At 55.3% G+C, this 22,271-nt stretch carries 16 protein-coding genes; 4 read left to right on the top strand and 12 right to left on the bottom strand.

Translation table 11 applies throughout. The features are described 5' to 3' along the window. Nucleotides 1-349: 349 nt before the first annotated feature. The 3 genes from G512_RS20685 to G512_RS0110070 are packed head-to-tail and all read right to left on the bottom strand — an operon-like array spanning nt 350 to nt 3,086. The gene (locus G512_RS20685; RefSeq protein ID WP_036489401.1) at nt 350-886 is read right to left on the bottom strand and encodes a metallophosphoesterase; all 537 of its coding nucleotides are present in this window, start codon (nt 884-886) and stop codon (nt 350-352) included. Between the two features lie 17 nt (nt 887-903). After that, entirely contained in the window at nt 904-2,337 is a 1,434-nt protein-coding gene (locus G512_RS0110075; protein ID WP_028481610.1) for a sensor histidine kinase, read from the bottom strand. A 26-nt stretch (nt 2,338-2,363) separates the two neighbouring features. Beyond that, nucleotides 2,364-3,086, bottom strand: a complete 723-nt coding sequence (locus tag G512_RS0110070) for a response regulator (RefSeq protein WP_028481609.1) — start codon at nt 3,084-3,086, stop codon at nt 2,364-2,366. Nucleotides 3,087-3,287: 201 nt separating this feature from the next. Here G512_RS0110070 and G512_RS0110065 point away from each other — a divergent pair, with 201 nt between their 5' ends. The 4 genes from G512_RS0110065 (at nt 3,288) to G512_RS0110050 (ending at nt 7,529) form a co-directional block, all read left to right on the top strand. Next, the gene (locus G512_RS0110065; RefSeq protein WP_028481608.1) at nt 3,288-4,535 is read left to right on the top strand and encodes an ABC transporter substrate-binding protein; all 1,248 of its coding nucleotides are present in this window, start codon (nt 3,288-3,290) and stop codon (nt 4,533-4,535) included. A 71-nt stretch (nt 4,536-4,606) separates the two neighbouring features. Beyond that, entirely contained in the window at nt 4,607-5,518 is a 912-nt protein-coding gene (locus tag G512_RS0110060) for a carbohydrate ABC transporter permease (protein WP_028481607.1), read from the top strand. After that, the gene (locus tag G512_RS0110055; RefSeq protein ID WP_028481606.1) at nt 5,511-6,398 is read left to right on the top strand and encodes a carbohydrate ABC transporter permease; all 888 of its coding nucleotides are present in this window, start codon (nt 5,511-5,513) and stop codon (nt 6,396-6,398) included. Before G512_RS0110060 ends, G512_RS0110055 begins: the two co-directional genes overlap by 8 nt. Nucleotides 6,399-6,413: 15 nt before the next feature. After that, a complete protein-coding gene (locus G512_RS0110050; RefSeq protein WP_028481605.1) occupies nt 6,414-7,529 on the top strand; it encodes an ABC transporter ATP-binding protein in 1,116 nt (371 codons plus the stop codon). A gap of 147 nt (nt 7,530-7,676) precedes the next feature. Here G512_RS0110050 and ptsG read toward each other — a convergent pair whose 3' ends face one another. From ptsG to G512_RS0110005, 9 genes are all read right to left on the bottom strand, one after another. Beyond that, complete coding sequence (ptsG, locus tag G512_RS0110045) at nt 7,677-9,440, bottom strand: PTS glucose transporter subunit IIBC (RefSeq protein ID WP_036489397.1); 1,764 nt, start codon at nt 9,438-9,440, stop codon at nt 7,677-7,679. Nucleotides 9,441-9,543: 103 nt separating this feature from the next. Further along, complete coding sequence (ptsP, locus tag G512_RS0110040) at nt 9,544-12,114, bottom strand: phosphoenolpyruvate--protein phosphotransferase (protein WP_028481603.1); 2,571 nt, start codon at nt 12,112-12,114, stop codon at nt 9,544-9,546. Nucleotides 12,115-12,694: 580 nt separating this feature from the next. Then, nucleotides 12,695-13,822 (bottom strand): non-hydrolyzing UDP-N-acetylglucosamine 2-epimerase, encoded by a 1,128-nt coding sequence (wecB, locus tag G512_RS0110035; protein ID WP_028481602.1) that lies wholly within the window; start codon nt 13,820-13,822, stop codon nt 12,695-12,697. A 12-nt stretch (nt 13,823-13,834) separates the two neighbouring features. Further along, complete coding sequence (locus G512_RS0110030) at nt 13,835-14,899, bottom strand: DUF4434 domain-containing protein (protein WP_028481601.1); 1,065 nt, start codon at nt 14,897-14,899, stop codon at nt 13,835-13,837. Then, complete coding sequence (locus G512_RS0110025; protein ID WP_028481600.1) at nt 14,847-18,443, bottom strand: tetratricopeptide repeat protein; 3,597 nt, start codon at nt 18,441-18,443, stop codon at nt 14,847-14,849. Before G512_RS0110025 ends, G512_RS0110030 begins: the two co-directional genes overlap by 53 nt. Continuing rightward, the gene (locus tag G512_RS0110020) at nt 18,440-19,867 is read right to left on the bottom strand and encodes a glycosyltransferase (RefSeq protein WP_028481599.1); all 1,428 of its coding nucleotides are present in this window, start codon (nt 19,865-19,867) and stop codon (nt 18,440-18,442) included. Before G512_RS0110020 ends, G512_RS0110025 begins: the two co-directional genes overlap by 4 nt. Nucleotides 19,868-20,013: 146 nt before the next feature. Further along, nucleotides 20,014-20,301: a hypothetical protein gene (locus tag G512_RS22780; protein ID WP_208974990.1), complete on the bottom strand. Its 288-nt coding sequence runs from the start codon at nt 20,299-20,301 to the stop codon at nt 20,014-20,016. Between the two features lie 401 nt (nt 20,302-20,702). Beyond that, nucleotides 20,703-22,016, bottom strand: a complete 1,314-nt coding sequence (locus tag G512_RS0110010; RefSeq protein ID WP_028481597.1) for a type II toxin-antitoxin system HipA family toxin — start codon at nt 22,014-22,016, stop codon at nt 20,703-20,705. Beyond that, on the bottom strand, nt 22,016-22,267 hold the full coding sequence (locus G512_RS0110005) for a helix-turn-helix domain-containing protein (protein ID WP_028481596.1): 252 nt from the start codon (nt 22,265-22,267) through the stop codon (nt 22,016-22,018). Before G512_RS0110005 ends, G512_RS0110010 begins: the two co-directional genes overlap by 1 nt. Nucleotides 22,268-22,271: the final 4 nt, after the last annotated feature.

Raw genomic sequence — 22,271 nt, 5'->3', positions numbered from 1 at the left:
TATGTGCACGAAAAAGCGCAGCACTGACTACTGTCAGTAACTACACTAAACACACAACTGGACCTTTTTGCGGTCCGACTAAATTTTGCTGCTGAAGTCAGCTCTTTAACCTGAACTTGAAAACTGCGCAAGAGGGGAACGAGAGATATTTTCATCATGACAGTGAGTTTCTTTGGTAACAAAGCAACAGCCACCTTGAAAACGCAGTAAAATCAAAGAGCACACACGCTATGTACAACGCTTGTTTTTTAAAAAATAAGCGGCGAAAAAAGCGCCGAATGGCAATTGATACCGCGCTTTCGGAATCGCGAGCCCTGACTACCTGAAGTGGCTTGTGAGTCCTTCAAGGTCAGGCATGAGGCATGACAGCCTGAAATTTTTCAAGCAACTGTTCCGTGCTGACCGGGGCATAGTCCCACAGATCCACGCCAACATCACAGGATCGCCCCAAATCCGGCAATCGGCCATGCGAATGCCCAAACAGATGAATAGCGCCGTGATGATCTTCCGGCCACGTGCGCCATGCATAATGGCACATGAAGTAGGTCTGTTTTTCATGGCGTAGCCGCAAGGTATCCGTGACAGCCCACTCCGGAAATCGCTGGTCATGTGATTGCCACGGCAGGTTCTTCGTAGCGGCACCATCGTGGTTCCCGCAAATCAGACTTTTGGTCCCGTTAAGCGCTGCAAAAATGGCCTTCATTTCATCCTGTGTGGCGCCGTGAGCAAAGTCGCCGACGACAAAAACGTGATCGTTGGGTCCGACAACTGCATTCCAGCGTTCGATAAGACCGGCGGTTTGATCCGCGCTATCCTTGAACGGTCGATCACACAAACCAATAATTCGCTCATGGCCAAAGTGAGTGTCTGCAGTGAAGAAGTACATGCTGTGCTCTCAAGGGTTTATAGTTCGCGTGGCAATTCTACGATGATACAGAACTGACCGTCTGCCGTCTCTCCAAGCGTGATCACCCCGCCGTGCGCCTTGACAATCTGCTGCACGATGGACAAGCCCAATCCCACGCTGGAGGAGCGGGTGCGCTCATTGCTGTCATTGCGAAAGAAGGGTTCGAAGACACGCTCGTGAAGATGTGCCGGAATGCCTGGTCCGGGATCACTTACTCTGATCTTGAGACGGTCGTGCAAATGGCTTTGCAATTGCACAGTGGCCGCGCCGCCGTATTTCAGCGCATTGTCAATGAGATTGGTGAAGGCCCGCCGCAAGGCCGTCGGCCGCCCATTCATGACCGCTCGTCCTTCAACAGCCAATTCAACTTCCCCGCCACCACCAAAAATGCTGTGTGCCTGATCTGCGCGGGCATGGCGCTCGGCGATAAAGGTGACGTTATGACCCGTATCGACGTAATCATCACAAAGCGATTGCAGGAGCGCCCCTAGGGAAAGCTGTTGTGGTTCTTCCATCCGAACATCGAAACGCAGAAAATCCAACGACGCCGTGATGAGCTGGGTCATCTCCTCCACATCCTGCAGCATGCGGTTACGGATGGCAGCCGACTCGATTTGCTCCAGTCGCAGGCGTAAACGAGTTGCCGGTGTTCGCAGGTCATGACTGATAGAGGCCAGCATTCGCGTTTGTTCTGAAAGCATGGTGGCGCGCGCATCCTGTTGCTCCAGAATCTTGTCCTGCAAGACCACCGCTTCTTCCGTGTCCCATGGCTGAAGGTTCGCACGGTCGTGTTCAGCCAGAGAGCGAAATGGCTGGGCACAAAAATGAGCAAGCATTCGGCCCCCAACGACAATCACCAGAAGGGCGCAGGCCGCAAAAATGACCACCATGGGTTCCGTCAGGCGTTCCGACCAAACTCGCGGCGCTGAGACCACCACGCCGCCGAGTCCTGACGCTGTTTCATCGGGAATTAGAAGGCGAGCCGTCAGGTCTTGCCGTGCAAGGGCCTTTGCCAAAGCACCTAGGCGGGTCGCCGACTGTTCGCTGAGATCATAGCCTGCCTCTATCAAATCAGCGCGACTTGGACGACCATCAAACAAAAGCGTTGCTCTCACCGCCTTCTCGCCAAATTGCAGGAGCAGCGGCAAATCGAAATATTCTTGGGGCTTCAAAGCTTCAGGGGTTGGCACGACTTGAATGAACTGGCCTGCGTAAGGAGCCGGAAAGGGGCCTTGTGAAGGTGATGCTTCAAAATACAACGCGAGCTCATGCCCGACCTCATAGGCCATGGCCAGTGCCTGTTCACGCTGATTGAAGGTGTTGACCGCCATTCCGACAACCAGACCGACGAGGACAGCAGTGGCCAACAGCAACGCTGTAACGCGCTGTTCCAAGGTCTTGGGCAGAAACGTGTAGAGCTGTCCTAACAATCCGCGTTCTTTCTAGCCTTCGTGTTTCAGACCTGTTGTACCGGATAAGAAAACACATAGCCCTGATGGCGAACCGTACTGATGAAATCCTTTGCCGGGTCGGTCTGAGCGAGTTTCTTGCGCAGGCGGCTGATGAGGATGTCGATACTACGATCATGCGAGTTCACGCCCGTGCCCCGCAGCACCCGCCCCAACGTGTCGCGAGACACCGGTTTTTGTGGTGACTTTACCAGCGTAAGCAGCGCGTCGAACTCCGAAGAACTGAGATGAACCAACACCCCATCCGGCGCCTTCAGATGACGGGTGGCTTCATCCAAAAGCCAGCCGCCGAACTCGTAACGGCGGGCCTTGAGCCGCGCGCCAGTCGCACCAGGCTCTTCTGTGCGCCGGAAAATGGCAAAGATGCGTGCCTGCAGCTCTCTGGGATTGAAGGGCTTCTCCAGATAATCGTCCGCGCCCAATTCGAGGCCGACAATGCGTTCCGTATCTCCGGTAATTGCGGAGATGATGATGATCGGAAGCTTGGAGGTCTGGCGCACTTTTTGGCACAAGCTCAGACCACTTTCTCCCGGCAGCATGATGTCCAGCACCATAAGGTCGACCGTGTTGGCCTTCAAAACCTGTTCAGCGTCTTCTGCGGAGTTGGCAGTCAACACCGTGTAGCCACGATCCCGCAAAAAGCTGGCAGTCAGGCTTGCAATCTCTTCATCATCATCAACAATGAGCAAAGTCTTATTGGAAGTCATCATACTCGGGTGTGCCTGTCATTCATGCGTGGCAGAGAGCCCAACTCTTGATGTATATACCAAATTTTCCAGTGAGCGCGAGACTGCAGACTGCCGAGAACGTTACCCTGCACCGGATTCTCACGAAACACCTGACCTGTACGTGATTGTTACTAGATTATCAAAACGCGCCGAATCCTGTAGGTGAAAGGTGGGAGGAACTCCATGGTCCAGTCGCTCTTCAGACACGCTTCGGCCGTTCTGCTGGCATTGACAACACATGCCGCAGCGCAGCCGACGGCGGAAGTGCTGCACTACTGGACGTCCGGCGGCGAGGCGGAAGCCGTTCAGGTTCTCAAGAATGCGTTTGAAGACGCAGGCGGGAAGTGGGTAGATGCACCGGTTGCCGGTGGCGGAGGCGATGCCCAGGCCGCAGTGTTACGCGCCCGCGTGTTGTCCGGCGATCCACCCTCTACCGTTCAGATCAAGGGACAGAACATTCACCAATGGGCTGCAGCTGGTGCGCTTCGCCCTCTGACCGATCTGGCGGAACGGCAAAACTGGGATGCGCTTGTGCCGGATGTGCTGAAGGACGTGGTCAAGTATAACGGTGACTATGTGGCCGTGCCGCTGAACATTCATCGGGTCAACTGGCTTTGGGCCAATCCGGAAGTTCTGGCACGGGTAGACGCCAAGCCCCCCACAACCTGGGAGGAGTTCAATGCCACAGCCGAGAAACTGAAAGCCGAGGGCGTCATTCCTTTGGCCCATGGGGGCCAGCCATGGCAAGACGCCACCTTGTTTGAGGTGGTGGTTCTGGGTATTGGCGGACCACAATTCTACAAGAAGGCCTTGCAGGATCTGGATGCCGAGGCTTTGACATCTGAGACCATGATCAAGGTCTTTGACCAGATGCGCAAGCTTTCCACCTTCGTGGATCCGGGCTTTCCCGGCCGCGAGTGGAACCTTGCAACCGCCATGGTAATGCGCGGCGAAGCCGCTATGCAAATCATGGGAGATTGGGTCAAGGCAGAGTTTTTATCAGCCGGTTTGACGCCCGAAGAAGACTTCATCTGTGTACCAACACCAGCCCAGAACGGCTATATCCTCAACTCGGACAGTTTCGCCATGTTCAAGGTACCGGAAGATGAGGCGGGACAAGGTCAGGACTTGATGGCATCGCTGGTTCTGGATGAAGAATTGCAACGGAAGTTCAACCTGAAAAAAGGGTCTATCCCGGCGCGAAAAGGTGTTGACCAATCAGGGTTCGATCCATGCGCCTTGCGGTCAATGGAGGATCTGGAAGCAAGCGAAGCGGACGGCTCACTGGTGAGTTCGCTGGCCCACGAAATTGTGCAGGATGGAGCCGTACGCGGTGCCTTTCTGGATGTGATTACCCAGCATTTTAACACGGACATGTCTTCTCAAGAGGCCGTCAACTTGCTAGCAGAGACTGTAGCGCTCGCACGCTGATACGGATCGCCGCACGCAGGCAGGCGACGGGCTATCTGGGGTGCAGGACTTCAGGCAAGAGAGGAACCCAAATGCCGCAGCCCAAGGGCGGGTCTTCACATCGGACTGTTCTGGACAAGCTCTCCCGTTTCTTGCCGCAATTGGTTGTTGCGCCGTCGTTTCTTCTCATTCTGTTTTTCGTCTACGGGTTCATTATCTGGACCGGCTATATTTCCTTCACCGATTCACGCATGCTGCCCGCCTATGAGGTGCAGGGCTTTCGGCAGTACTTTCGCCTGTTCGCGATGGATCGCTGGGATGTGGCCTTTGACAACCTGCTTGTGTTCGGCGCCTTCTACATCACCTTGTCACTGGCAATCGGGTGTCTGCTCGCGGTTCTTCTCGACCAACGCATCCGCGCGGAAGGAGCGCTGCGCACCATCTATCTCTACCCCATGGCGATCAGTTTCATTGTTACCGGGACGGCGTGGAAATGGATGCTCAATCCCTCACTCGGAATCGAGAGCTACATTCGCGGTCTGGGGTGGGAAAGCTTCCGGTTCGACTGGATCGTTGACAAGGACATGGCAATATATGTGGTGGTCATCGCCGCCGTCTGGCAGGCCTCCGGCTTTGTGATGGCCCTGTTCTTGTCCGCCTTGCGATCCGTGGATCAGGAAATCGTGAAGGCCGCATATCTGGATGGGGCGAGCACCACGAGGATTTACCTTGGCATCATCCTGCCATCACTGCGGCCCGTGTTCCTGTCCGCCTTCGTCATTCTGGCGCATCTGTCCATCAAGAGCTTCGATCTCGTTGTCGCCCTGACCGGCGGCGGACCGGGGTATGCGTCCACGTTGCCCGCAAACTTCATGTACGAGATGACGTTTCGGCGTAATCAGATCGGGCTTGGGGCGGCTTCTGCTGTGATGATGCTGCTGACCGTGGCCGCGATCATGGTGCCCTATCTTTATTCGGAGCTGCGAGGAAAACGCCATGCCTAACAGCTCACGACTGGCAGGGGCCAATGGCAAGCGCCGTATGGCTGGCCGGATCTTCATCTGGTCGCTGTTGCTGTTTGCAGCATTCGTTTACCTCACCCCGCTTTATGTGGTCATCGCCACTTCATTGAAAGATCTGGCGGAAATCAGGGCAGGCGCACTTTTGGACCTGCCCCACGAGCTGAACTTCAGTGCGTGGCAAGCCGCATGGTCCAACGCCTGTATCGGGGTCCGCTGTGAGGGGTTGAAACCCTATTTCCTGAACTCGATCCTGATGTCTGTTCCCGCTGTAATCCTGTCCACCGCGCTGGGGGCGCTCAGCGGTTTTGCCCTCTCCAAGTTCAGGTTCAAAGGTGCAAATACAGTCTTCTCGCTCATGCTGTTTGGCTGTTTCATCCCGCTGCAGATCGTGATCCTTCCCATGGCGCAGACACTGGGCTTTTTGGGAATTGCCAACTCCATCAGCGGTCTCATCCTCGTACACACGATTTACGGTATCAGCTTTACCACGTTGTTCTTCCGCAACTATTACGTGACCATTCCCAATGATCTGGTGAAAGCGGCCACCATGGACGGGGCCGGGTTCTTCCAGATCTTCTGGCGTATCATGATCCCGTTGTCACAACCCATCATCGTGGTTTCGATCATCTGGCAGTTTACCCAGATCTGGAACGAGTTCCTCTTGGGCGCCAGCTTCACCACCGGCGGGGCCCAGCCCGTTACGGTGGCTCTGAACAACCTCATAAATACCACCACCAGCGTGAAGCAGTACAATGTGGACATGGCCGCGGCCCTTATTGCAGCCGCCCCCACGCTTCTGGTCTATGTTGTTGCCGGACGTTATTTTGTGCGCGGTCTGACCGCCGGGGCCATCAAGGGGTAGGGATAAAACACACGCATGGCGACGTTGAGCATTGAAAACGCAGGAAAATCATTCGGCGACACCGACGTTCTTAAGGATATCTCACTGTCCATGGACGATGGCGAGTTTCTTGTATTGCTTGGCGCGTCCGGATGCGGCAAGTCAACGTTGCTCAACATGATTGCGGGCCTTGAGAAGGTGAGCCACGGCACGATCCGCGTCGACGGTGAGGTGGTGAACGATGTCCACCCCAAGGATCGTGACATGGCGATGGTGTTCCAAAGCTATGCGCTATACCCAAACATGAGCGTTGAAAAGAACATCGCGTTTGGCTTGGAAATGCGCGGCGTTGGTCGGGCCGAGCGCAAGGCCGCCGTCGAAGAAGTGGCGCGCCTGTTGCAGATTGAACACCTTTTGGATCGCAAACCCGCTCAATTGTCTGGCGGACAACGCCAACGGGTCGCCATGGGCCGGGCTTTGGTGCGTCGTCCGAAAATTTTCCTGTTTGATGAACCACTCTCCAATCTGGACGCTCAACTGCGTGTGGAAATGCGAACGGAAATCAAGCGGCTGCACCAAACGCTGAAGGCGACCATGGTGTATGTGACTCACGATCAGATCGAAGCCATGACACTGGCCGATCGTATAGCGGTCCTCAAGGACGGACGCATCCAACAAATCGGCACGCCCTCGGAAATTTACAACACGCCTGCCAATGTGTATGTGGCGGGCTTTGTCGGTTCTCCGGCCATGAATTTTTTCGAGGTAACTCTGGAGCGGGACGGAGACCAAATCGGCGTCATGCTTCCTGCCAAGCTGAAAGGCGTGGATACGCCCTATTTCCTGCCCCTGCCTGCGGGGGGACAGTATCACAGCCATATCGGGCAGCCCGTGGTTCTTGGCCTTCGCCCTGAAATGATTTCTCAGGCCACCACAGCAGCGCCAGAAGACCCGGTGATCACCTGTGATGTAGACGTCGTGGAACCGACAGGGGCCGATACGCTCTGCGTAATCCGGTTGGCGGGGCGGGGCGCCAAGGCGCGTGTTTCGCCGGCTTTTGCCTGTGAACCCGGTGACAGCATGGAGTTCGCCCTCGACATGTCTCGCGCGTGTGTGTTTGACGCTGAAACCGGTATGCGCCTGTACGGGTAATAGTGCCTGTTTCCATTTCAAATCCCCCAAAATAAAATCGGCACCGGCGCCTGAGCGCCGATGCCAACCGGGAGGTTTGTTGAAAGGCGTCACGTCACAAGGGGAGAGTTCGGATCTGTGAGTGACGCCTGAATTGGTGGTCCGAAATTAAATCCGGGCCGCCAGTTCATCTGCAAGTGTCGTGTAGGCTCCGCCAACGACAAGGTGCAGAGCCTTGTCGCCAGCCTTCATGACCTGTACGCCAGCATTTGCCAGATCAGCCATGGAGACCTTGTTCAGATCCTTCACTTCAACGCGAACGCGGGTGTTGGCCACCGCTTCTGCTGCAACAAGATTGTCCTTGCCGCCCAATTGCTTGAAGATGCTTTCCGGATCGAAGTCACTTGCATCTGCACTGGTTGCGGCAGGCGCGGCAGCCGGTGCGGCAGCGGCCGGAGCTGGTGCCTTGGCTGGCGCATTGCCACGGTTGCGCAGATAGATCTCCATATCGGTCTTGAGGTTTTCCGATGCCGTTCCGAAGATGGCCTGCGCGCCGTTACCGACACGAACAACGCCCCGTGCGCCAAGCTTCTTGAGCGCTTCATCATTTACCTTGGACACATCCGCCGTGCTGACGCGCAAGCGAGTGATACACGCATCCAGAGCAGTGATGTTGTCAGCGCCGCCGAATGCCTCGACGAGTTGAGCCGACATGGCATCTTCATCACCTGCACCCACTGCGGCAGGGTCGCCTGCAGTAGAGTCTTCACGACCAGGAGTCTTCAGATTGAAGGCTGTGATCAGGACACGGAACACGACGTAATATAGCGCTGCATAGCCCAGACCGAACACGATGAGCATCCAGCCGTTTGTGGACAGCGGATACAGCAGGGCGTAGTCGATGAAGCCGTGCGAGAAGGTCATGCCGTGCTTGATGCCGAGCATGATCATCAGCGAATAGCCGATACCAGCCATCAGGGCGTGAACAACATACAGTAGCGGTGCAACGAACAAGAAGGAGAACTCGATCGGCTCGGTAATACCGGTCAGGAACGAGGTCAACGCTGCGGAGAGCATGATACCGCCGATCATGGTGCGGTTTTCAGGCTTGGCGCAGTGCCAGATTGCAAGCGCAGCAGCTGGCAGACCCCACATCTTGAACAGGTAGCCACCTGCCATGTTGCCCGCAGTCGGATCACCAGCAAGGTACCGCTGAATTTCACCACGAACCATTTCGCCGGTTGCCGGATCTACATAGGAGCCGGCTTCAAAGAAGAACGGAACGTTCCAGATGTGGTGCAGGCCGAACGGGATCAGCGAGCGTTCAACAACACCGTAGATGAAGAAGGCAAGCTGAGGATTTTCATCTGCCGCCCAATGCGAGAACGCATTGATGGCACCACCGATTGGGGGCCAGACAAACGCCATGATCACACCCAGCGCAATGGATGCAAAGGCTGTGATAATGGGCACGAACCGCTTCCCGGCAAAGAACCCGAGATAATCAGGCAGTTTTATTCGATAGAAGCGGTTGAACATGTAGGCGGCCACACCGCCGATGAGAATACCGCCGAACACGCCGGTATCGATGGATTGAATTCCCAGAATTGACTTGGTTTCAACGCCGATGGCTTCGGCGATAACACCCATGGTCGCCAGCAAGACGCCATAGCCGACCACGGCTGCCAGACCCGAAACACCATCGTTATTGGCAAAGCCGAGCGCAACAGCTACGGCAAAGATGATTGGAAGGTTTCCGAAGATCGACCCACCAGCCTGCTCCATCAGGTGGTTTACAAGATCCGGAATAAACGGCAAGTCTGCGGCACCAACACCGAGAAGGATACCAGCGGCCGGCAGAACCGAAACCGGTAGCATCAAGGACTTGCCAACTTTTTGCAAAGTCCCGAAAGCGTTATTGAACATGCTCATTTTTTGTCCCCCAGAGACGGTTGGTGCCGGCAGAGCACCAACCCTCTGATGTTTTACAAGTATTCCTCAAGAGGAAGACTTGCTCCCACGTAGTACTCCTCAGTTACTGGTATGACTTGAGGAGCGCCTTTACATCGCTTGTGTCCGCGCAATCCAAAGCTGCTTGTGCAATCTTTTTGGATTCCTCCATGGACACAGAACGAACCTTGTGTTTGACCTCTGGCAACGACGGTACACTGACCGACAATTCCTTGACGCCCAGACCGATGAGGACCGGAACGGCCTCAGTCTGGCTGGCCAGTCCGCCACATACGCCAACCCATTTGCCCGCCTTGTCAGCGGCCTTGACAGTCATGTCGATCATGCGCAGCACTGCTGGATGAAGTGCGTCCGCACGGGATGCGAGGCCCGGATGGCCCCGATCTATCGCCAAGACATACTGAGTAAGGTCATTGGTACCGATGGAGAAGAAGTCTACTTCTTCTGCCAGTTTGTCCGCCATCAGGGCTGCGGAAGGCACTTCAATCATGATGCCGACCTCCACATTGTCCACGCCCAGATTGGCTTGTTCTTCACGCACCAGCGCATTTACTGCCCGCAACTCATCCAGCGCACTTATCATTGGGTACATGATGCGAGCATGTCCCTTGTCTGCCTGAGACAGAATTGCGCGTACCTGGCGGCGCAAAATGCTTGGACGTTCAATGCCGATACGGATGCCGCGCACGCCAAGGAACGGGTTTTCCTCCGTGGGCATTGGCAAATAGGGCAGGGGTTTGTCACCTCCCACGTCCAGCGTGCGGATGATGACCGGGCGATCCTTGCCCATCACTTCCAGAATGCTGCCTACTTTCTCAGCCTGTTCTTCCTCGGAGGGCTCGTTCAGGCGTTCCAGATAAAGGAATTCAGAGCGCAACAAACCGACTGCCTCAGCACCCAGTTCGACAGCCTTTTGGGCATCTTCCAGATTGCCTATGTTGGCCGCGATCTCGATCTGGACACCATCAGTGGTAATGGCAGGCTTGTCCGCGTCGCGGCGATATTCTTCCGCCTGCTTGGCAGCGTTGTCGATCTTTTCCTTGAAGGCGGCCTGTTCTTCGTCGGTTGGGCTCACCTTGACGCGGCCCCGTTTGGCATCCAGAAGCAGCACGGTGCCGTCGTCCAGATCCATCATGGCTTCTTCAACATTAACCAGATAGGGCAGGTTATTGCTGCGCGCGATGATCGCTGCATGCGATGCCGAACCTCCATGGGTCGTGCACAGACCCACAATTCTGGTCAGATCAAGCGACACGATTTCCGAAGGCGTAACGTCTTCCTGTAAAAGGATGGTTCCTTCTTCAAGAATTTCCGTCCCATCGTCCACGCCCAGAAGCTTTTTCAGAACGCGCAAACCTACGTCACGCACATCTGCGGCACGTCCGGCGAGTAACGGGTCGTCCATCTTTGCCAGCGTTTCCGCCTGGGCTTCATAGGCACGCTTCCACGTCCACGCAGCGCTTTCGCCCTTCGCTATATCCTCGAGTGGTTTTTCAGAGAGTTCCGGGTCTTCCAGAAGCTGGACATGGGCGTTGAACACCTCCGCCAGCTCCTCTTGACCCTGAGCATTGAGCCGCTCGATAACGGAGTGGAGGTCTGCCACACTGGACTTGACCGACGCCTTGAACGCCGCGCGCTCTTCAGCCGGCCCCATGCCATTGCGCGTTACTTCAGGCAAGACCTTGCTGTGCTTGACCAATTTGCCAATTGCGCGACCCGGTGACGCCGTGAACCCGACGAACACGCCCTCTTCGCCGGAGGTTACCTGCAGAAGCGGCGTCTCCTTGACGACCTCGGCTTTGGGGGCCTCAGAAACCTCGGAGATTTCTTCGCCCAAACCGCTACGTACGGCCTCCTCAATCTCCTTGACGACTTTTTCCGCGTCCGGACCGACGGCTTCGATTTCAATAGTGTCGCCCAGCTTTGTTTTCAACGACATGATGCCGGTGACACTTGAACCGCGACAGCTGTTGCCGTTCACGGTCAAGGTCACTTCGGCATCTGCCTGACGCGCCACAACAGCAAGACGAGCCGCCGGACGAGCGTGCAGCCCGGTTGCATTCGGGATCTGCACGGAGCCACTCGTCCGTGGTCCGCTTGGTGTTGCTGGTGCGTCGGTTGAGGCGGGCTGTGTGGTCGATGGAGCCGGTGCCTCGGAAGGGTCATTCCCGCTGGGAACGGTGAAAAGCGTCTGGGCCAGATCGTCCTGTGCGCTACCAAATGGCACGGCCACATTGGCCTCTTGGCCGCTGGTGATCACGATAGCGGACTGAACGGAGACACACTCGCGGGCGATGATGTCGGGGTCAAACGACAAGAGTGGCTGCCCGGCCTCTACCATGTCGCCTTCTTCAGTCTTGATCTCAAACCCACGTCCCTTGAGGGCAACAGTATCAAGGCCGATGTGCATGAGCACTTCAACATCGCCATTTTGCAAGGTAACAGCGTGATGGGAGGGGTGGATCTGCGTGATCTTGCCCGCGAACGGCGCATAAAGCACCGTATCCAGCGGGTCGATCGCAACGCCATCGCCCATCATCTTTTCTGCAAACACCGGGTCCGGCAGTTCAGTAATCGGCTGAACAATGCCTTTCAGCGGCAGCAGAATGGAAAAAGTATTGGTTTGGTCCCTCACCGTTATTCTCCCGGTTTCTAGGTGTCGCCTAGATTATTGAGGCCCGGTGTTTGATCGCGAAAACAGGGCGGGTCTCTTGACTAGTTAGGGAGATGATTGATCCGCAGGACCGCGCACAACAATACGCATTCTGCCTATCGTTACGCGTTGTTACGTTTTGTTACAAACCGAAACCTATATTTCGTTTTCATGACATCTGAAGGGAAATTTCATAACACGCCGCCATTATGTTTTATTACTTCTTAAAGGCGTATTTATACTTCCTCTGACGGCCTGTTTTTCTCTTTTCTTGGCAAAAGGCCGGGTTTGTAACACCTGCGAACCGCTCATCACTGTAACAACAGCTTAATACATCACACTGGCTGTTCTGGGTCAAAACCTTATCACGGAACAGGTTAGCCGCATGTGAAAACGGATCAATACGGATTCGAAGGGCACAAGACCACGAAACAACTGAGCCTACAGTTGATCCGGCAACAATAGTATGAAGAGAAAGCCGTAGTTTGACGGGATATGCACAAATTATACGGGTTTTCGTTTAGGTAACCTCAAAGGTGCAGCTCTCAGGCGATCAACCTTGTCAGGTTATCTTCAAGGCCTGCAAAACGCGGGCACAAATACGTTCGGCCGCTTTGCCGTCACCAAACGGATTGGTGCCGCCGGTCAGCCGCCCGGCATCCAGTGCCTTGACTGCAGCAGAAACAATATCCTCTGGCTTCCTACCAATGACCCATGCGAAACCGGCAAGAACAGCTTCCGGACGTTCGGTCGTCTCGCGCAGGACAAGAACCGGCGTGCCAAACTCTGGCGCTTCTTCTTGAATGCCACCGCTATCGGTGAGGATGAGATCGGCATCACGCTCCAGCGCAATCAAGCTGTCATAGTCCAGCGGGTCCGTAAGGATGACCTGTTCAACATCCCCCAGTTCCTCAAAAACGATCAACTTGACGGCTGGATTTGGATGTACTGGCATGACAACCCAAAGATTTTCCCGTGCACGGACCAAATCGCGGGCAGCACGGCAGATATCGCGCAGGGGTGTTCCCCAATTTTCGCGGCGGTGCGCCGTCAGCAGAACAAGTTCCGTGCTACCGGTCATCGACAAACGAGACAGGTCTGACAGGGTGCAGGCCCGCGGCGCACGGGCTGCAATCAGGCGGACGGCATCCACAACGGTGTTGCCTGTTACCTCTATACGCTCAGTTGCACAACCTTCTTGTCTCAGGTTGGCCGCAGCCCCTTCGGTGGGTGCAAACAAGTGATCGCACAAGCGGTCGATGAGAACACGATTGGCCTCTTCCGGAAACGGATTTTGCATATCGCCACTGCGAAGGCCCGCCTCTACATGGCCGACAGGTACATGGGCATAAAAAGCGGCCAGAGCACCAATCAGTCCCGTGGTTGTATCGCCATGAACCAGCATGTAAGCGCAGGAAGTGTGGCTAAGATAGCGCCCCAATCCCTCGAGATAGGCTGCCGCTTGATCCGCAAGGGAAAAAGAAGCCAGATCCGTTTCCAACCAAACCACGTCATGGATGCCAAACAACCCCAATGCTTCGGCGGCCATGGCCTGATGTTGTCCAGAAAGCAGGACCTCACAGTGGACCTTTCCACATTGGCGAACTGCGAGAATTACGGGCGCCATCTTGATGGCCTCCGGACGCGTACCGACAAGGCACGTCACCTTCGGCAGACTGGAGGAATTCATATGTCCCTCTTCTTATTGTTCTAAGGGACATCCTAACCTGTTTTTCCTGAGAAGAGATGAAAGTTCTTTCCCATTGGAGCTGGTGTCATGCAGCACATGGATCGATACGGAAAACAAGGCCAGTGGCTCTTGTACAGTCTGGCTCGCCAACTTCATCCGCTCGAGCGCCGTGGTGGCTTCAACGCTCAGGCTGGAGAATGACTTGTTTTTTTGATTGATGTCGAAGATCTCAACAACCGGCACCACCTTCCATGACCGCTCCCGAGCCAGTTCGCGAAGCGCGGTGAACTGGGTTTTGGCCTGTTTTCTGGATTGAAGGGCCACACCAAGACTGTCCTGCATGAACAATATCGAGGCGCCCGTATGATCCATGAAGTCTGCGAGATGCTGCGCAAGCTTGTTGCGCGGAAGATCACCGGAAGCGTAGCTGGTTACGGCAACCGGCATGTCAACCGCCGTGGTCATGACCTGCCTTTGGGCAGACAGGAACCGAGTAAGCAGTTCGTTCGCCGCTCCTTGCGCAAGCAAGGTATTGTCCACCTCGTCGGCGATGTACCAGCCGGCAACGGCTTGCCTCACTGTCGGATGGTCTTGCAGATATGCACCAAGGAGCGCTGCAGCATCCTCCGCTTCGGCCAACCGCCATTCCATGTAGTCCTCAGCCCGATATCCTTTGATGTTTTCCAGCAGCTCCGGGTCATAGCGCAGCCCCACCCAAAGCTGGGTACCGGTATCGTGGGCGGCTTCCAGTGCAGCCGGCAACCACTCCGGCAACGTCGGGTTGGAGGAGATTTCCTTGCCCCACAAGGTCCACTGCAAGATGGCATGTTCAACGCCATGGCCGCGCAACTGCCGGAATTCAGCAGCCCATTCCTCAGGATCGGTGAAGTATTGATCACCCCAGGGCTGAAGGAAAGAATAGCGAATTTCGTAGCACTCGCTGCTTGCCGCATCAGCGGCGTGCCCCTGTGGGGCTATCTGTGATGGCAACAGCAAAACAAAGGCAAGCGCCAAAGGCAGCGCCCTAGAAAGAAGCCTGCAAACCCAGAAGTATGCGATCGCTGCGCGAGCCTTCATTGGTGTAAAACTCTCCACCTAATCGGCCAAAAACTTCCAGCGTGACTAAGTCGCCGTACAGTTTTGTATCCCATGTCTTGAGCTTCAAGCTTATGCCTGCGCCCGCTTCTGCGGCAAAGGCATCGAGTGTCGATGACCAGTTCCCGCTTCCAATGGCATAGACAAAGGGCGAAAAGATTAGATTACGATTAACATGAAAAGTGTAACCAACTCGGCCGTCTCCGTAAAACAACGTCGTCTTTTCCCCTTGCAAAAAGCGCCCCATTTCCAGGTATGCGCTGTAGTAAGGCATCCCATCGAGAGCCGTGCCTGTTTCAGGATCCACAAAGGGGAGGAAGTCATTGCCCTGCGTATACGACCACAGGACACGCGCCAACCAGTTGTCCTCGGTCTGATCGCCTATCTTGAAAAATCGTTCCAGACCGAATTTCAGGTTCTGTGTGCGCAATGGCTTAAAACGCACGCCTACCACGGCTTGAACTGTCTCGTCATCCGGCCGAAAGCTCCCACGCTCGTTGGCCCATTGCGTTCTGCCTACCACTTCAAAACTGCGCCCATTCGCATAGCCGATTATCGGTGGACACCAGGCAACTTCCACAGAGCCAAAAGGACTACTGCTCGGAATGCCAAGCGCGCCGCCGGAAAATACCGTTGTTTGTGGCGAAGGGCTCAGACCACTGAACGCCGTGAAGGAGAGGGGTATTTCGAGGATCCGAAGTTGGCGTTGAAACCGGGCTTTCTTTTCTTGATCCGCCAAGCTGAGCTGCGCGGATTGCATGTCCACCAACCGTTCCCGAAACAGTTCGGCAGCCTGGGCATTTTCGTAAATCTGAAGATAGGTATAAGCGAGATCCTCTTTCAGCAACGGCTGTGCAGGATTGATCTCCAGCGAGGCAGCAAAGCGCTGTGCTGCTGTTTCAGGCTGGCCATTGGCTCGGGCAATGTATCCACCAAGCGCAAGCACCTGAGCTTGGGCCCGGTCAGAACTGGGCAAAGCCGTATAGGCAGTTTCAGCTTCCTCAATTTCTCCAGATTGGAACAAGAGGTTCACGATCGAAAAGCGAATATCAAACGTAGACCTGAGCGCCCCGGCACGGCGCATGTCCGCCAGCGAAGCTGACAAAGTTTCTGCGTTTTGTGCAAGCACACGAAGCCGCAGACGGGCACGAGCTTCAAAATACCGGCTAGCGTCCTCTGAAGAGAGAAGGTACGGATCGATTGTTTCAATGACTGCAAAGGCTCGCTTGATCTGGCCCAGCTTGAGCAAGGTGTTGACGACATAAAGACCGGCAAGCGCACTATCAAACTGGCGAAACGCCGTCTCATACCATTGCAGGGCTTTGGAGCTGCGCCCCGCTTGATCTTCAATGACGCCGATCTCCAGTGCTAGCGCCGCACTGGGTTGGAGAGCATATGCGGATTTAAAAAGCGCGAGCGCCTGTTCGGTTCTTTGAAGGGCCAAGGCAGCATAAGCGGCGTTGAGTTGCGCATTAACGCTTTGTGGTTGGTCTTCAGCAGAACGCATCAGGCAAACAAGCTGCTGTTCCTTATCAGCCAGTTGGCTTGCTGCCTGACACTTTATTGCGGTAATAGCCGGGGCATCTTCACCATCGTTCAACTTCGCCGCCAAAGCGAGGGCACGACGGGGCTGATCAAGATCAAGCGCCAGATACGCAGCTTCCAGCACCGCTGCCTTGACGGGATGCAGGTCGATAGATCGCAGGTAAACAGTGAGTGACGCTTCCAGATCTTTCTCCTCTTTAAGCGTCCGGGCCAACACCAACAGCGCTGCCGCCTTGGTTTGATCGTCTGGCCCCTCGTCACCAATCAGATCCAGCCAGCGAGGCAACAGGGTCAGACCATCGCGTGTTGTCATGATCTCCTGATCTACAGCCGTAAGAATGCTCTCTGAGGGAGCCAGATCCCAAGCGGTGCGGATCAATGGAAACACGGTCGCAGCTGGCGCTGTTACGATTTTTGCTCGAGCAAGATCAACATAAGCACCTGCTAGCAGCTCGGCATCTGGCGAGCCGGGCGGAACCGGTCCGGCACGAGAGACGCCGTTTTCAAGCAAGGTCGCACCTTCTTGCATCCTGTCTTTTTCAATCAACAAGCGCCCCAGAGCCACGACAGACTGCCAACGCGGATCAAGCCTGATGGCTTCGTTCAACGCGGTTACCGCTCTCGCCCTATCGCCCGCCTCCAATGCGAGGTGACTGAGGTTGCGCATATACTCTGCCCATATCATGGGGTGTTGTTGCAGCTGTGCCGGAGAGGTGCGTGCTTTGACATCCTCCAGAATTTGCAATGCACCGCTCAACCAACCCGAGTCCAACGCAATATTGCTCAGGCGCAAGACCGTTTGTGGCGAAACGTTCAACATCAAAAGCGCGCGTCTTGCCGATTGCTCTGTCGAAATTCGGTTGAGATCCGATGCCAACTGATACACCGCCAGATAGTACTCGTTGACGGTCTCCTGACTTGCGCTGGCCGTATCCAAAAAGGATCCATCCGGGTTCGAGAGCATGGCAAGGGCGAGCGCTTTTTGGTCGCGCTGCGCCAGTTTGTAGGACAGTTCAACGCGGCGAAAGAGCGAAAGGTTTACGAAGAAATCGTCTGACAGGCGCTCTCGCAAGTTTGCGTGATCTGAAAGTGCGATCAAGGTCTTGGCCCACAGATACTGGTAGGCTGCGCGCTCGCCGTCCTCCACTGGCTTGCCTGTTGCAAACAATTGCATGTTTTCACCGCGTTCCAGGTCCTTCATGGCCCGCTCAAGTTGGCCTTGACCCAGCATGAACTCCGCGTGTTCCAGAATGGCCAACCGCTTGACCTGATCACTTTGGCCAGCCTCCATGATCTCTCGATACAGGCGATCACCCTCATCATCTAAACGCCATTGGTTCAGAAGGCGGGCGACCTGCAAGGCTTCGGGCGGGGTTAGCTGTTCAATGGCGTTCAAGCGATTCACGATATAGGCAACAAACTCACGGCTCATGGACCGGCGCGCTATGCTCAAGGTTTCCCGAATGGCCTCTTGCCTGTCATTTGGCAACAAAATGCCGGTGTCCAGTGCATCCAGAAACAAACTGGCCGCTGTGCGATCCCGATCCTCTGTCTTGAAAATTTCTGCAAGGCTGAGATAGGCCGGCCCAAAACCGGGGCGCGCCGTAAAAATCCGGGCTAGAATGTTCTTGGCATCTGCTGTCCTGCCCAGAGTGATCAGTATGTTCGCCTTTTGCCACAAGACGCTCATGTTACCCGGTTCAACCGCAAGGATTTTGTTCAATTCCGCCAGTGCGCTGCTTGCCTGTCCGGCCGCCAAAAGCCGATAGGCACGATCCAAAAGAGGGTAGTTTCGATATTCCCGCCACTTGCTGGCAAGAAATCCTTGCTCTGGCCCAAGCTGCTGCAACAAGTCTTGATAGTACCGATCTCGGTCCTGGAAAGAAGGCGAAGTCTCGTTTGCAGGCTGAGCGGGAAGAGGGAGGGAGTGGAGCAACAACAGACAAAATACACCAACGAGCCGAAGCCCTTTGCCTGTCATGGGGCCCCTCCTTTTGCTGCTCTTGGATCATCAAGAAACTCGTGCTGCGTCTTGTCCCATCCAATCGGCTCGCCGGTTCGCTTGTGTCGCCGCCATTGACGTATGGCACGCACCATCGCTAGATAGTTGATCAAGATGGCAGTGAAGTAGCGCGGGATGACCAGGGGAAGAGCCCGCCAGCCATAGTGATATCCGCTGAAAATATGACGCTGAACAACGCGGTGCACAAATAACAAGACGTTGAACCAGATGACGCTCCAAAGCGGACTATCCAACTCCACCAGCGGTGGCAGACGGTAGGCAAATGGATACAGGACTTGATATAGCCATAGTCCGGCATAGAGCAGGATTGCGATGTAGCCGACAAATATGCCGTGACTGAAGAAGATCATTTTTCTGTCCCGCCACATGAAATAGCGGTCCAACCACGTTCCCTTCCAACCCACCAGCGCCCAGCCCTGAAAACAGATGCCAACCGTCCAACGCGTTTTCTGCCGAACGCTGGCCCAAAATCGTGAAGGAAAGTACTCCTGCGTCACCGCGAAAGGGGTCTCTACACCTGCTACTTGAGATCGGACCCACAAGATATGATGGCCGAGGTTATTGGAGTGCAGCCGCATGGAAAAATCATAGTCTTCAGTCAGCGTCTGCACACTGAATACATCGCCTTCTGCGGCAGCAATTTTCAACGCGCGGTTCGAATAGCACGTGCCGACGCCGGCTCCAGGAACGGTCCCCGTCAGTGTTTGCCGCACCAGAACTTCCTTTGAGTGAAATTCGGCAAACTCATCCATGTAATGGCCAGCCGTGAAGAGCCTTGCAGATCGCCGCAACGACAGCACCGGAAGCTGGATAACGTCATGATCCAACAGGGCAAGATTGAAGATCCTCAATGCCTGAGCGTTCATGACATCCTCTGCATCCTGCATGATCACGCCTGCATAGGTCAGCTCTTTGGTGGCGGCCGTTTGCGCTATCGCCGCAAGGATGGTGTTCAGGCAATCCGCCTTGCAGGTAGGGCCGTCCAGAGGGTTGACCGCAACAAACACATTGGAATGCTCCTGCTCCAAACGCCGTGCGCTCGCTATGGTTTTCGGATCATTTGGATAGACACCGATAAAAATGTCGTAGGCGGGATAATCCAGCTGGCGGATCATTCGGCTGACAGCGGGATAAATGATCTCCGCCTCATCCCATGCTGGCAACATGATCGCCAGGGGGCGACACGAGGCATCGGGATGTGCCCGTTCCAGATCCTGTTGCCTCAGCCCCGCCCAGGGACCGGAGCGCCATGCAATGCCGCCATAATACAAGGCGTCCACAATCAGGTCATCTATGCCGGAAAAGGCAAAGACATACGCCGCAATGAGAAACAGGACCTGAGAGACAAGAAAGACAATGACGAGTATGTCCGTCGGAAGCATCGCGGGCTCTCCTGTTTTCACTGGAGAGTAAACCGTGCCTCGTCTTGATTATACCTTCATAAATAAAGGGAAAGAGGATCTTCCTGTGGGTAGTCTCGAGCGTTTGATTGAGGAGCTACGGGCGGTCTCTCAGCCGCCTCTCAATATCACTGGCCGCCACGCTTCCTGTCCATGATGGCCAAGACAGCAACCATAACGACGCCGTAAAGCACGTGACCAACGAGCGCGACCCAAGTAATACCGGTAAAATTAAGGAAAAATGGCAATCCAGCCACGAACGTGATGCCACCGATGGCGAATAGCCACAGTCCAAAGCCATACATGACTGAGGGCAGAAGCCAATTTGTATCGCCAAAAATCATGCGCCAGACAGGCGCGAAAATATACATCCATCCAACGGGATAACCGATCAGACCAACAAGGTAAAAATGCACGAAGTACCCTGCGAAATCGCCGCTCGGAAGAGCTAGTGTGCTTAACAAACTACGCGCCAACCCATGGGGCGACAGGTTTGCGAAACCAAGACCCGGGCTAACGATTTGCCCCCAGAAGTCAAAAGCGATGGTTGCGAAAAAACCGGATATAAACATCGCGCCGAGAGTAGAAAACCCGAGTGGAGGTCGGGCCCCCGCCAACCGAGAATGCGCGTGGTTGCCATTCATTGAGAAAGCCCTTGTCGCTATGAGCGCTTCGCATCGCAATCAGGAACGAGAATTCCATTCTCACCTAAGGTGAACGTGACAGTGTTCTACCCAATCCTCAAGTCTTGGATTTCAATGGGCCTTTGCAAATGTTTCTCAAGGCACCCTCAAATTCCGAGAATTCGCAACCGGATTTACACTGTTGAACTTCCGAGCTGGCGAGCACGTTCCCTCACAACAGCGGCAACACTGTCATGAATAATGGATGGGAAGTTGGGTGGAAGCTCTTGTTCCATCACCTCCACAGCCTTGAGTGCGGCCTCCGCAATTTCCGAAAGGGCGTTGTGTACGAGGCCTTTAGGCAGGCGGGCCTGCTCTGCGGTCTGAAGGAAATGCCGACCATGGATCTGGTCGAGGCGGTAATGATTGTTGCGGCCGACGGATAACGCCAGTTTCATCTGCTTCCTATCAATTTGGCGGCTCATCAGGCTTGGCTGGGCGGTCAAAATGTCATAGAGCGGCGTCAGCTGGAAGCTGCCACCCGGCCCAAGAAACACGCTGAAGTTTTTGGCATGCCCATCCGTCGCCCCAATCAACCAGAACAGCATTTGGGCTTTCAAAAGCGTTGCCTGATCTGCAGCGGGATCATCACTGCCTTTCATGAGCTGGAGCAGGTCCACAAGACCGGGACCACCCTCGTTTTGATATTTGCGGGTTGGTGGTACCGACAGAGCCTGACAACAATCTTCTTGCGGTAGGCGCAGCAGGCGGCCATCTCTGGTCCACCGGCGGTCAAATCGCTCAATCACCAGGGCCTTCGTTTCTCCGAATGTATGCATGGCAGCAGAAGTAACTGGAAGACCACAAGCAGCAGCAAAACGCAGGCAGTAGTATTCATTCTCCACGCTGTCAGACAGGTCAATGCCGTTGGGCAGGCGGCCAATCTGGGTTTTGAAGATATGTGTTGTGGGCGTTGTGCCATGAGGTTTGAGCCACTGCCCTTCATGGTAGAGAAGCGCAGTTTTTTCCTGTGCCCCGGCCACAGAAATCCGAAACGGATCCTCTCGGGACAGGCCGAGCGGCGCCTGAGCCAAGCCCTTCAGCATCGCTTCGATGGCCACTTCATCAACCACAGCTCCGTTGATCGCGCTGGCGTCGTCCACCGGAGCGTCTCCTGCGGCGAATTGCAAGGCCCCCACACAGTCGTGACCGATGGCCGCCAACAAGCTGTAGGCATCGGTTCCGGCCGCGCCGACGCGTTCCGCTACCCGACGTCGCAACGCATCCGCATCTGGCAACAGATTCTCGAAGACGGCCACGACCGGCGCCCCCCGATAGGCCTCCTCGCGCAGTGGCAGTGACAGCGAGACGGGCAGGGCGTAATCCCAAGCAAGCCACGTCTCATCATATTGGAAAACGACGGCTCCGCTCGGTTCCTTGATCAAGGTGCCAATCCGGCGGTTGTTCAACAATACGCTTAAGGGCACGTGAGTACGACGACGCCCCATCAGAATATGTCCTCAATGTTGGCTGCGGTGACCTTGGCGCGGGGGCCGACCTTGATCTCGAGATCTAGCGCAGCCAACACAACCAGAATCGTCTCGATACGGGTTGCCGGATTGCCGGTTTCGATCAAGGATATGGTTTCCTGCCTGAGGCCGGATTTTTCGCCCAATTGTGCTTGGCTGAACCCTTGTTGCTTACGGGCACGGCGGATCAGTGTCCCAAGCTGCTTTGGGGTTCGGGCTAGGTCGCTCATGTCA

Origin of the sequence: Pseudovibrio exalbescens DSM 16456, assembly GCF_000422785.1 — a bacterium.
GTDB lineage: Bacteria > Pseudomonadota > Alphaproteobacteria > Rhizobiales > Stappiaceae > Pseudovibrio > Pseudovibrio exalbescens.
Note: the sequence above shows the minus strand (reverse complement) of the source record. Positions and strands in the feature narration are given on the sequence as shown.

What these genes read in the sequence shown, in the direction of transcription:
- G512_RS0110055 (WP_028481606.1), top strand. Translation starts at nt 5,511, where the DNA reads ATGCCTAACAGCTCACGACTGGCAGGGGCCAATGGCAAGCGCCGTATG.
- G512_RS0110050 (WP_028481605.1), top strand. Translation starts at nt 6,414, where the DNA reads ATGGCGACGTTGAGCATTGAAAACGCAGGAAAATCATTCGGCGACACC.
- G512_RS0110065 (WP_028481608.1), top strand. Translation starts at nt 3,288, where the DNA reads ATGGTCCAGTCGCTCTTCAGACACGCTTCGGCCGTTCTGCTGGCATTG.
- wecB (WP_028481602.1), bottom strand. Translation starts at nt 13,822, where the DNA reads ATGAATTCCTCCAGTCTGCCGAAGGTGACGTGCCTTGTCGGTACGCGT.
- G512_RS0110070 (WP_028481609.1), bottom strand. Translation starts at nt 3,086, where the DNA reads ATGATGACTTCCAATAAGACTTTGCTCATTGTTGATGATGATGAAGAG.
- G512_RS0110060 (WP_028481607.1), top strand. Translation starts at nt 4,607, where the DNA reads ATGCCGCAGCCCAAGGGCGGGTCTTCACATCGGACTGTTCTGGACAAG.
- ptsG (WP_036489397.1), bottom strand. Translation starts at nt 9,440, where the DNA reads ATGAGCATGTTCAATAACGCTTTCGGGACTTTGCAAAAAGTTGGCAAG.
- G512_RS0110020 (WP_028481599.1), bottom strand. Translation starts at nt 19,867, where the DNA reads ATGCTTCCGACGGACATACTCGTCATTGTCTTTCTTGTCTCTCAGGTC.
- G512_RS0110030 (WP_028481601.1), bottom strand. Translation starts at nt 14,899, where the DNA reads ATGAAGGCTCGCGCAGCGATCGCATACTTCTGGGTTTGCAGGCTTCTT.
- G512_RS0110010 (WP_028481597.1), bottom strand. Translation starts at nt 22,016, where the DNA reads ATGGGGCGTCGTCGTACTCACGTGCCCTTAAGCGTATTGTTGAACAAC.
- G512_RS0110005 (WP_028481596.1), bottom strand. Translation starts at nt 22,267, where the DNA reads ATGAGCGACCTAGCCCGAACCCCAAAGCAGCTTGGGACACTGATCCGC.
- G512_RS20685 (WP_036489401.1), bottom strand. Translation starts at nt 886, where the DNA reads ATGTACTTCTTCACTGCAGACACTCACTTTGGCCATGAGCGAATTATT.
- G512_RS0110025 (WP_028481600.1), bottom strand. Translation starts at nt 18,443, where the DNA reads ATGACAGGCAAAGGGCTTCGGCTCGTTGGTGTATTTTGTCTGTTGTTG.